General features: G+C 39.5%; 9 protein-coding genes and 1 riboswitch. Of the genes, 2 read left to right on the forward strand and 7 right to left on the reverse strand.

The genetic code is table 11. The annotated features are described in order from the left end of the window. Window positions 1–29: 29 nt before the first annotated feature. Together ID12_RS03985 and ID12_RS03990 are read left to right on the forward strand one after the other, a co-directional pair. Complete coding sequence (locus ID12_RS03985; protein WP_008345676.1) at window positions 30–1,349, forward strand: gluconate:H+ symporter; 1,320 nt, start codon at window positions 30–32, stop codon at window positions 1,347–1,349. An 81-nt stretch (window positions 1,350–1,430) separates the two neighbouring features. Continuing rightward, a riboswitch (SAM riboswitch) is annotated at window positions 1,431–1,543 on the forward strand. Window positions 1,544–1,630: 87 nt separating this feature from the next. Next, window positions 1,631–2,752, forward strand: a complete 1,122-nt coding sequence (locus ID12_RS03990; protein ID WP_025208229.1) for a 5-methyltetrahydropteroyltriglutamate--homocysteine S-methyltransferase — start codon at window positions 1,631–1,633, stop codon at window positions 2,750–2,752. Window positions 2,753–2,818: 66 nt separating this feature from the next. Here the strand turns inward: ID12_RS03990 and ID12_RS03995 are convergent, their stop codons facing one another. From ID12_RS03995 to ID12_RS04025, 7 genes are all read right to left on the reverse strand, one after another. Continuing rightward, a complete protein-coding gene (locus ID12_RS03995; RefSeq protein ID WP_234717164.1) occupies window positions 2,819–3,763 on the reverse strand; it encodes a hypothetical protein in 945 nt (314 codons plus the stop codon). A gap of 167 nt (window positions 3,764–3,930) precedes the next feature. Next, window positions 3,931–4,608 carry an ATP-binding cassette domain-containing protein gene (locus ID12_RS04000; RefSeq protein ID WP_080987763.1) on the reverse strand — a complete coding sequence of 226 codons (678 nt, stop codon included), beginning with the start codon at window positions 4,606–4,608 and terminating at the stop codon, window positions 3,931–3,933. A 353-nt stretch (window positions 4,609–4,961) separates the two neighbouring features. Beyond that, window positions 4,962–6,380 carry an aryl-phospho-beta-d-glucosidase gene (locus tag ID12_RS04005; protein ID WP_050826752.1) on the reverse strand — a complete coding sequence of 473 codons (1,419 nt, stop codon included), beginning with the start codon at window positions 6,378–6,380 and terminating at the stop codon, window positions 4,962–4,964. Next, window positions 6,352–8,259 (reverse strand): beta-glucoside-specific PTS transporter subunit IIABC, encoded by a 1,908-nt coding sequence (locus tag ID12_RS04010; RefSeq protein ID WP_050826753.1) that lies wholly within the window; start codon window positions 8,257–8,259, stop codon window positions 6,352–6,354. The genes ID12_RS04005 and ID12_RS04010 overlap by 29 nt, the downstream gene beginning before the upstream one ends. 325 nt (window positions 8,260–8,584) lie before the next feature. After that, window positions 8,585–9,418 (reverse strand): BglG family transcription antiterminator LicT, encoded by an 834-nt coding sequence (gene licT, locus ID12_RS04015; RefSeq protein WP_017358647.1) that lies wholly within the window; start codon window positions 9,416–9,418, stop codon window positions 8,585–8,587. Between the two features lie 224 nt (window positions 9,419–9,642). Continuing rightward, window positions 9,643–10,458 carry a YwqG family protein gene (locus ID12_RS04020; protein WP_008345690.1) on the reverse strand — a complete coding sequence of 272 codons (816 nt, stop codon included), beginning with the start codon at window positions 10,456–10,458 and terminating at the stop codon, window positions 9,643–9,645. Between the two features lie 174 nt (window positions 10,459–10,632). Next, the gene (locus tag ID12_RS04025; protein ID WP_008345693.1) at window positions 10,633–11,472 is read right to left on the reverse strand and encodes a methyl-accepting chemotaxis protein; all 840 of its coding nucleotides are present in this window, start codon (window positions 11,470–11,472) and stop codon (window positions 10,633–10,635) included. Between the last annotated feature and the right edge of the window lie 141 nt (window positions 11,473–11,613).

The following is an 11,613-nucleotide window of genomic DNA, read 5'->3' on the forward strand; positions in this document are numbered from 1 at the left end:
CCCTTATGCAGCACAAAGGAGGAAAGATCATGTCGTTAGTTTTTATCGGACTTGGCGTTTTGTTATTACTTTTACTCATGGTTGTCTTTAAGTTAAACGCTTTCATTTCGTTGATTATTGTCTCTTTAATCGTTGCCGTTTTAGAAGGCATGTCACCACTTGAAGCGATTGCTTCAGTCGAAAAAGGGCTTGGAAGTACACTCGGCCATCTGGCGTTGGTTCTTGGCTTTGGAGCGATGCTTGGTAAATTGATGGCTGATTCTGGCGGTGCTCAGCGTATTGCCATGACACTCATCGACCGCTTTGGTATCGGGAAAATCCAATGGGCGACGATGCTGACTGGATTTGTTATCGGAATTGCTCTATTTTATGAAACCGGATTCATTATTCTTATTCCATTAGTCTTTACCATTGCTCAAGCCGCAAGACTTCCTGTGTTGTATGTGGGAATGCCGCTCGTCGCTGCACTCATTACAACACATGGCTTCCTCCCTCCTCACCCAGGGCCGACAGCCATTGCCAATGTATTTCAAGCCAACATGGGACAAACCTTATTGGTTGGAATTATTTTAGCCATTCCTGCTGTTTTAGTAGGCGGACTTCTGTTTACGAAACTATTTAAGAAAGACCAACTGCATGCACACATTCCAAAGGACTTGTTTAATCCAAAGGAATTTACAGAAGAGGAAATGCCAAGCTTCGGCATTAGTATTTTCACCGCTATTTTACCTGTATTGCTCATGACATTCAGAGCATGTTTAGAAATTTTCTTCCCGTCCTCCCCGCTGCTACCGGCAGCTGAGTTTTTAGGCGAGCCGGCGATTGCCCTATTAATCTCTGTGCTGCTTGCCATCTACACATTTGGTCTTGGCAGAGGAAAGAGCATGCAGGACGTCATGAAGTCGATTACAGATTCAATTGGCTCCATTGCGATGATTTTATTGATCATTGCAGGCGGCGGCGCCTTTAAACAGGTGCTCATTGACAGCGGTGTTGATCAATACATTGCAGGGATTATGCAAGGAAGCACACTGTCTCCTCTGCTCCTCACTTGGCTGATTGCAGCTGTCCTTCGTGTCTCTTTAGGGTCAGCAACTGTCGCGGGTCTCACAGCAGCTGGCATTTCTGCACCGCTAATTGGTTTGACGGGAGTTAGCCCCGAACTAATGGTGATTGCAACAGGCGCCGGCAGTATAACATTCTCTCATGTGAATGATGCAGGTTTCTGGATTTACAAAGAATACTTTAATTTGTCGATGGCTCAAACTTTTAAAACTTGGACATTGATGGTGACTGTTCTATCACTTGTTGGATTAGCCGGTGTTCTCGTCGCTGATTTGTTTATGTAGGAAAATAAATAGGAAAAACCATTGACTTTTTCTCGAAAAGATTGAATAATTGTGTTTATTAAGAAAATTGAATCAAAGGTAACCTTATTAAGAGTGGTGGAGGGACTGGCCCTGTGAAACCCGGCAACCGCTGTTCCTAGGAACAGAATGGTGCTAATTCCTTAAGCAAGCTGATGCTTGTTTGAAGATAAGGCAGAGATCTCACAGTATATGATGCTCTTCCTTATCCAAGGAAGAGCTTTTTTATTTGATTTATAACCTGAAGAAAGAAGGGATTCAGCATGACACAAGTACAAACCATTGGTAAGAAAACAACAAAGCCGCCATTTCGCGCAGATCAAGTAGGGAGTTTACTTCGTTCTGAACGCATCAAAGAAGCACGTAAGCAAAAGGCAGACGGTACACTGACAGCAGAACAGCTCAGACAAATTGAAAACGAAGAAATCACTCGTATTGTAGAGAAGCAAAAAGAAATTGGATTAGAGGTTGTCACAGATGGAGAATTCAGACGTGCATGGTGGCATTTTGACTTTCTAGAAGGGCTTGATGGGGTCGAAGGATTTGAAGCAGACCAAGGCATTCAATTCCACAATACGACGACAAAAGCGAGAGGCATCAAAGTAACAGGTAAGATTGATTTTACTGATCATCCAATGCTAGAGGATTATCGCTTCCTTCACAGCATCGCGGGTGATCATACGGCTAAAATGACGATTCCAAGTCCGAATATGCTCTTTTTCCGTGGAAAGCTTGAAGAAGGTGTGTACGACAGCTTAGATGATTTTCACCATGACGTGGCACAAGCTTATAAAAAAGCCATCCGTGCTTTTTATGATGCAGGCTGCCGTTACTTACAGCTAGATGATACAGCTTGGGCTGTGTTCTTTTCTGAAAAAGGACATGAACAAATCAAAGCTTTTGGCCGCGAGGAAGATGAACTGCGTGAATCGTTTGCGAAAACAATCAATGAAGCGGTTGCCGATCGACCAGATGATTTAGTGATCACCATGCACATTTGCCGTGGTAACTTTAAATCAACTTGGGCAGCCGAAGGTGGTTATGAGGCAGCGGCAGAAACGATTTTTGCGGGTCTCGATTTGGATGGTCTCTTCTTAGAATTCGACGATGACCGTTCTGGTGGATTTGAACCCCTGCGTTATGTGAAAAATCCAAACCTTCAAATCGTACTAGGTCTTGTCACTTCAAAGTACGGAGAACTTGAACCCGTCGATCAGATCAAAAGACGAATCGAGGAAGCGGCTCAATATGTGGACATCAACCAAATCTGTTTGAGCCCACAATGCGGATTCGCCTCAACAGAGGAAGGCAATTTGTTAACAGAAGAGCAGCAATGGGAAAAGCTGCGTCATGTGATTGAGATTGCGGATCAAGTGTGGAAATAACACATCTAGTTCTAAGCTCTCAAAGCCTAGTTGTTAAAAAAAGAACTGCCAATTAGCAGTTCTTTTTTAGTTACGTAATCTTGATACGATATTTTCTTGTGACAGTTCTTTCTTCATACGTTTTGTGATAATGTATCGCACAAACCATTTATTTAATAGAACCAAGACAAGTAGAAGTCCAACAGCTGTTCCACCAATCCATAGAATGATCTCTCCCGGTAATTGTCCTAGCAGGAAAGCACCCAAGACAGCAATGAATAGTAACGCAACAATATACACTTTTAGGTTCATCTTATCTATACTACGATAGAATTGCTTGATCATATCCTTTGATGACATCCCATTTAAATACAAGGACAACAAATCTCGATTCAAAATACTAATCAGTGTATGCATCTGACCTCGATAAATAAAAGTAATCACCACAAATAAAATGATCTGAAATACGACAAGCAGTAAAAATGACAATTTTGAATTAGCAACTAGTTTCTCTAGCCCTTGCGCTTGATAGTATACAAAAACATCTTCTTCATCAAACATTCGATCAAACTGGTTCACAAATTCATAAATATCCTCGGTTTTATTTAAATTAACAATGAGTGTTCTAACACCATCGTAGTTCTCACCAATCTTAATTTGATTACTTAGCTTTTTATACAGATCAGGTGATAAGTAACTGTAATCTTTTAAGAAATAGTTCCCTTCTCCTTTGTAGTAATCAATATTCGCTTTTAATGGTTCCACTTCACCATCAAAAACTTTTATTTTTTTACCTTTAAATCTTTCTGGAAGCAGGATAGTGTTTTCTTTTAGATCTCCTTCATAACTCACAGTCTCTTTTGTTGTCGGATTGAATGATAAAGCCGACAATATATCCGTTTCTCCATTTGCTTCAATAGATAACGAGACGTCATATTCATAGACAATGTCTTTGACATTCGGCATACGCTTAATTTTATCTGTATCGTACTGATACTCACCAGTTTTCGAATATCCATTAATTAAAACCATTGATAGACGATCATTAGTCAATACGTTTTTATAAATATTATCGGCAGAAATCAAGATAGTAAATATGGAGAAAAAGATTAACATCAGTAAAACAAAATTCAAAACAGCTAATTTTCTCAGGGTCGGTCGATGTTTCTTTTTTAAATACTCAAAGACGAATGTTGTTTTCATATGGATTGGTCCTTTTTATTCAAGTCTTCAAATCGAAGGACGACATCAGCATGTTGCACTACGGTATCAGAATGTGTAACGACTAAAATGGTCCTCGTTTTCTTCAATTCAGATAACATACCAAGCATCATCTGAATATTATCTTTATCAAGGTTATTTGTTGGTTCATCTAATAGAATCAATGAATAATCAAACAGCATGATTTTCAAAAAAGCCGCGCGCTGCCTTTCTCCCCCTGATAAGTTGCTCACTGTGACATCAATTTTCTCGCTCATTTTGAGCTTCGCAGCCTGTTCCACTAATCTTTCATTTGAGATTTCTTGTTCGTTAATTAATGAGATAACGTGTAGATTTTCTCTGACAGTTAAAGACTCAATCAAGTTCAAATCCTGAAAAAAATAGGCGATTTTTTTGCGGTAATTATCAATCTGTTCTTGATTTGTAAAATCAATGGGCTGATTGAACAACGTCATCTTCCCAGTACTCGGTTTTTGAATCAATGCAATAATATTAATAAATGTCGTCTTCCCACTACCACTTTCTCCATGAAGGGCATAAAGGCCAGAGCCTTGAATATGTAAAGACAAATTTTTTAAGATGGTTGCATTCCCATATTGAAAACCAAGGTGGTCGACCTTTAAAATCGACGCATCTTCCTTATTATCTAAGTTCACTTGCCATCTCAATCCCCTCTAAATAAATTAAGTGTGTGATTTCCATAAACACCTAATTCAAAATCGTAACTTCCTTTAAATGTGTAATAACCTAAGCCACATTGAGAAGCTTCTATTTTCCTCCATCAAGATTCTATTAAAAAAGACTCACACAAAACGGAAGATACCACCATTAAACGACTAACTATACATGCTAATTTACCATTATATACACAGTACTTGTTTACAATATCATACATCAATAATGGTTGTTAATAAATATTCTAGTCATTACTTTAAACTATATTAATAACTTTAAACCGTAAAAAACAAAACCACTCATGTAGTTGAGTGGTTTTGTTTTTATATAATTTTTATGCGTCTAAATGCTTTCCATTTGTCGCAATCACTTGTTTATACCAATCAAAGCTTTTCTTTTTCTTTCGATCTAATGTACCGTTGCCTTCATTGTCGCGGTCGACATAAATGAAGCCGTAGCGTTTTTTCATTTCAGCTGTTGATGCACTGACAAGATCAATTGGGCCCCAGCTTGTGTAGCCGATCATATCAACGCCGTCTGCGATCGCTTCTCTTGCCTCAAGCAAATGACTTCTGAGGTAATCAATTCGGTAATCGTCTTGAATGGAGCCGTCTTCTTCTACTTGATCCACAGCACCCAATCCATTTTCTACGATAAACAATGGTTTTTGGTAGCGGTCATATAGTTGGTTTAGTGTTGTACGAAGTCCTTTTGGATCAATTTGCCAGCCCCAATCACTTGCTTCTAGATAAGGGTTTTTCACGCCTTCAAATAGGTTACCACCAGTCACTTGTCCAAGAACCTCTGGATCTGTACTTGTCACAAAACTCATATAATAGCTGAAGCCGATATAGTCGACTGTATGGTTTCTTAGAATGTCTTCGTCACCGTCTTGGAATTCAATGTTGATGTTATTTTCCAGGAAATAACGTTTCATGTATCCAGGGTAATAGCCTCTTGCCTGTACATCTGAGAAGAACAATGTTTTACGATCTTGATCAATCGCAGCAAACATATCTTCAGGTCTTGAGCTGTACGGATATGTGGTCATCGCTGCAATCATACAACCGATTTTCGCATCTGGAATGATTTCGTGTCCTGCTTTAACAGCTAGAGCACTTGCAACAAACTGATGATGCGCTGCTTGATATTGAATGCTCTTCTCGTCTTCGCCTTCTTCAAATACAAGGCCACCCCCTGTGAAAGGAGCATGTAACACAACGTTGATTTCATTAAAAGTCATCCAATATTTCACTTTATCTTTAAAGCGAGTGAACAATGTTTTAGCGTATGTTTCATAAAGACCCACAAGCTTACGGTTTCTCCATCCGCCATAGTTTTTCACAAGTGCAAGCGGCATTTCATAGTGAGAGATCGTGACAACTGGCTCAATTCCATGCTTATGCAGTTCATCAAATACTTTTTCATAGAAAGCGAGGCCTGCTTCATTCGGTTCCGCATCGTCGCCATTTGGGAAAATACGTGGCCAAGAAATGGATAGTCTGAAGCACTTGAATCCCATTTCTGCAAACAGGGCAATATCTTCTTTGTAGCGATGATAGAAGTCGATCGCATCATGATATAAGTTAAGGTCTTTCATTGATTCATCGAATGGGTGCATAATACCGTGTGGTGATACATCCGCTGTGGATAAGCCTTTTCCATCTTTGTTATAAGCGCCTTCAATTTGGTTGGCGGCTACTGCGCCGCCCCATAAGAAACCTTTAGGAAATGTTTTTTCTAAATTGGTCATGTTGAATGCCCTCCTCATTTTCTTCTACACTGACTGTAAGCAATGTCTCTTTTACTGTAATCGCCCCATCTGTTTTCGCATCAACTTGTGCATAATCATTTGTGTTGGTGACGATAATTGGCGTTGTTACATCATAGCCTTCTTGCTGAATGCCCTCGATATCAAATTCAACGAGCACATCTCCTGCTTGAACAAGATCACCTGACTCTACATGACTTGTGAAATGTTTACCGCCAAGTTTTACTGTATCAATCCCCACATGGATGAGAAGCTCTGTGCCTTGATCACTCTTTAAACCAATGGCATGTTTTGTTTGGAAAATGGTTTCAACCTTGCCATTGAACGGTGCTACTACACGTCCAACTGTTGGGACAATGGCTGTTCCTTTACCCATGATTTCATTAGAGAATGTTGCATCATTTACTTGATTGAGCGGCTTTAGTTGACCTTCAAGCGGGCTTTGTACCAATTCATTTTGAAGCGCTACTGTGTCTTTCTTTTCTTCTGGTTTGTCTGCTTTTGTATCATCTTTCACTGGTACATCTTTGAATCCTAGAACAAGTGTCATGATGGTTGCTACAACAAAGCCGATCACTAATCCAATGATGGAGTAAACAAATGTCGGTCCAATGAACGTTGGGAGACCTGGGAGACCTGCTGATCCAGATATCACATACGACTTTACTTTGAAGATGGACATGAACACGCCGCCTGCTGCTGCACCAATGAGGGCTGCAAGGAACGGTTTTTTCAATCGCATGTTCACACCATACATAGCAGGTTCAGTAATACCCATTAATGCAGTGATACTTGTAGACATCGCCAATGATTTGAATGTTTTGTTTTTTGATCTTAAGAAGACACCGAATGCTGCGCCTGCTTGTGCCATATTCGCTACAAACATCATTGGAAGAATGAAGTCAAAACCGTTTAATGTAATGTTGTTGATCATGATTGGAAGTAGTGCATAGTGCATGCCCGTAATGATCAATGGTGACATAAAGCCACCGATTAAGAGTCCGGCCAAAATACCTGCATGTTTGAACAATAAATCAATTCCACCTGAAAGGCCATTTCCGATAATCCCACCAAGCGGTCCAACCGCGATGAGCATAATTGGTACCACGACAAGAAGTGTAACTGTTGGAACAAGAATGATTTTTAGTGATTTCGGACTATATTTTTCTGCGAATCTTTCAACATATGAGCCGAGCCAGATAGTGAGTAGAATTGGAATCACCGATGAAGAGTACACAACGGCAACCACTGGCAAGCCTAGAAATTCTGTATTTCCTGCACCTAGTAAAGCAGTTAACTGCGGGTGCAGTGCGGCTGCTGCAATGGCAGCGGCGATATACTGATTTGTGCCAATTTTCTTGGCTACGCTTACAGCAAGCAGAATCGGTAAGAAGTAAAAGGCTCCGTCTCCGATAGCTGTTAAAATCGCATATGTGCTGCTTTTATCTGAGATCCATTGGAACGTCAGCATTAATGCCAAGATCCCTTTGATCATACCAGCTCCAGCGATGGCTGGAAGAATCGGTGTGAAGACACCAGAGATAAAATCGAAAAGCTTTGAAATCACATTTTGTTTTGATGCTTCTTCTGAATCGCCTGACTTTACATCTGTTGATAACCCAGAATCAGCAATCATTGCTTGAAAGACGTTTGATACGTCGTTGCCAATAATGACATGGTATTGACCGCCGCTTTGATTCACGCCCATGACGCCGTCTGTTGATTGCAGCTTCTCTTTATCCGCTTTGCTTTCATCGTATAAGTTGAAGCGGAGCCTTGTCATACAGTGCGTGACATGCTTAACATTCTTTTCACCGCCGACAAGCTCTAGAACTTCTTTTGCTGTTTGTTTGTGGTTCATTGTGTTACCCTCCAATCGTTGATTTCATCTTGATATAGAAAAAACCTAAACATCCATTAATGCCCGAAAAATAGCGATTCAGACATTAATCGATATTTAGGTTTTGCCTGCTTAACCAGTAACAATCCTTCATAGCGATTGATCGTTATTCAATTTTATAAGCCTTTAGATACAAAAAAACCTAAATCATGCCTTATCAAAGATAGGGACAATGATTTAGGTTTTGCCTGCTTGACCAGTAACAATCCTAAAAGATTGTGGGTTATTGAGTTTATAGTTATAAATTAGCATGTTAATTTTGATATGTCAACGCTTTCTTTTTGATTTATTTTCTTTTTATGACTCGATCGATGTGCAAAGTTAAGTATAACATCTCATCTTCTATGAGACTTCGGTTGTATTCTTTTTGAACATAGTCATTAATTTTCTCCGCACATTGAAAAGCGGCTGTATTTTTTTCCTTTACCACTTCATACAGAAACTCATTTTGATTTTCCATTTGTGTTTCGTTAAACAGACGCTGTCCAAAAAACTTCAAATGCGTGACAAAACGGAAATAATTTAATGATTCTTCGTCCAAATCAATTTGGAAATGATACTTTACGATGTTCAAAATATCTTGAATCAGTTTTGTAATTTGAATGACATTCGGCATTTCCTCATTCAGTTCTGCATTGACAATATGCATCGCAATAAAGCCTGCTTCATCCTCGGGAAGATGGATGTTGAGCTTGTCCTGTATGATCCGAATCGCTTCTACACCACACATGAATTCCTCTTTGTACAGCCGTTTGATTTCCCAAAGCAAGGCATTTTTTATGTCCATTCCTTTTTGATGACGTTCAATAGCAAAGGTAATATGATCCGTTAATGTGACATAGATGCTGTCATTTAAATTTTTGTTAAGGGTCGTTCTCGCGTAATCGATAATTGCCTCACACACTTGCATATACTCGATCGGAATATCATAAAGCAGGGTTTTGAATTTTTCTGATATATCTTTATTTTGAATGGAAAATACTTTTTCAATACGTTCTTCGTCAATCGGGTCTCCGCTTTTCTTTTGAAACGCAATCCCTCTACCCATAATGACCAGCTCATGCTGCTCGTCATCATACGCACTGACCACATTATTGTTGATTACTTTCGAAATGATCAATTGATCCCCCCCAGTACATTCCGCTTTTTCGAGCATTTCATTGTTGATTGATATGTCATTTTATTATTATTTTCAAAAAAGAGGACTTTAAGATGATTTTACATTTTTTTTTGATACGGTCAACTAGAAAGAATGACATATTACCTCTCAGAAATGACGATTTAGGGGCAAAAAGGCTAAAAATAGACAAAAAACACTCTTCAAAAAGAGTGTTTTTTACAAAATTAGGAGCAATCCCAGTTATAGACGACATTTTCGAAATGTTTTCGTTTGAGGTCTTCTGGTTTGATAAAAAAGTTAGCAATGCCGCAATCTCCCCATAACATGTCCACTTCATCATCTGAGTCAATTTGCAATAATAGCACACTATGTTCTTGGTCTACATAGGTACGCGGGTCTTCTTGTGTAAAACCTGGGTATCCGCCAACTTTATGGCCAAAACCACTTGCTGTCTCATAAAATTCATCTAGCAATTGATCTGCTTCATCACCATCAATACCAACAGCATCTTCGAATAGATCCCAGCTTCGCTTTCCTGTGACTTTTTCAAAGCGGAAATCTTCTACACTGATCGTTTCGCTTGATAATTCACCTGTAATCGCGCCTTCCTTCGTAACTGGAAAATAAAAATCGTCAGGAATTTTCACGAATGAAAAATCAGTCAATAAGTCTTCTTCAGCTAAGAAAGGTTCCTCAATAAATTTGATCCGAAAATCTTTTTGCTCTGTTTTATGGTCAATATTCATCCCATAAAGATCATCATGTACAGAAATAAACACTTGCAAAAGTCCTGTTTCTGGGTAATCTTTCAGCTTTGGCAGCTGGCCGAAATTGATTTGTGCCAGCAGCTTCATAGGATGGCCTTCTCCATCAACGGGATATTCGTCGTTTTTTGGGAAATAAGGATCACCTGATATTTTGCTGTCATATGGTCCTGTTTTTCCTTGTTTTATCTGTAATTGAATCAGTGGTTTTTCAGTTTGATCTAGCAATGGACGGTAAGGCGCAAGTACTTCTTGCAGCTTTGCTGATTGTGTCAAGATGGTCTTCCTCCTTATGAATAGGTCTAATGATCAAAACAGGTCTCTCTTTTTCTATCATACAGAAGTGTAACTTCCCTGTCAGTGAAAAACCCGTCAATATCATGACAAAAAACTCACTTCAACACGTTAAAAAAACCTCCGATACGGCTGGAGGTTTTGTGATTCGTTTATTTATTTCACTTGATAATTCACTAAGTCTGTTGCCAATGTTTTCATCGTTTCGTTCGTTTCGTGCAGCCCCTCAATAATTTTTGTGAAAGTGCCAACGAGTTCTGCTTGATGTTCAGATGAAGCCACGATTTGTGCTATTTCTTCTTCCATTCCTTTGATAGAGCCTTGCACATCTTTTAGCGCTGTTTCAATATCAGTCGTTGCTTGCTTCGCGTGAGTAGACAGCTTTCTCACTTCCGTAGCAACCACCCCAAAGCCTGCACCTGCTTCACCGACTCTTGCAGCCTCAATGGATGCATTGAGTCCAAGTAAGTTCGTTTGATCAGAGATACCTTTGATGAGATTAGACACTTGATTGATTTTAGAGGAATTTTCGACAGTGGTTTTTGTATTTTGTAGAATTTGTTCACTTGTCGCTTGTAGTTCCTCTGAATGTGCAGCCACTTGCTGTACCATCGCGACCAGTTTTTCGGAAGCATCGTTACTTTCCGTCATAATGTGTTCTAATCGTTGTTGATTCGTTTGGTCATATGCTACACAGAAGGCAGCGATTACTTGACCATTGTCATCTTTAATCGGGACGGCGACGATGTCCATAGGAATTCCGTACACCTCTTTAGGAATCTGGATAAATGATGGCTCTCTCCCATTTTTCAACATCGAAAAGTTTTGGAACCCGGGAGCTACAACGTCCCCTGCTTTAAACCCTAAGTCAATGTTCCCGTGCTGCTGATAATAAAGAACCTTCTCTTTCCCTAATACAGAAAAGGTTAGCTGCTCTCTCATAGCTAGTCCAACGATTGGTAAAGCGTCTATTATGTTATCAATTCTCTGTGACATTCGCTCACGTTCATCCTCTCTTTTTCTCAGTACACTCTCTTTATCGGTTCTTTATATGATCTATTACAGCCTGCAATGTGTACTAATATCAACCAAATGACCTAAGACATATAAAACAGCCACATTCTATCAAGAGAATGT

It is taken from the genome of Bacillus altitudinis, assembly GCF_001191605.1.
GTDB classification, from domain to species: Bacteria; Bacillota; Bacilli; order Bacillales; family Bacillaceae; genus Bacillus; species Bacillus altitudinis.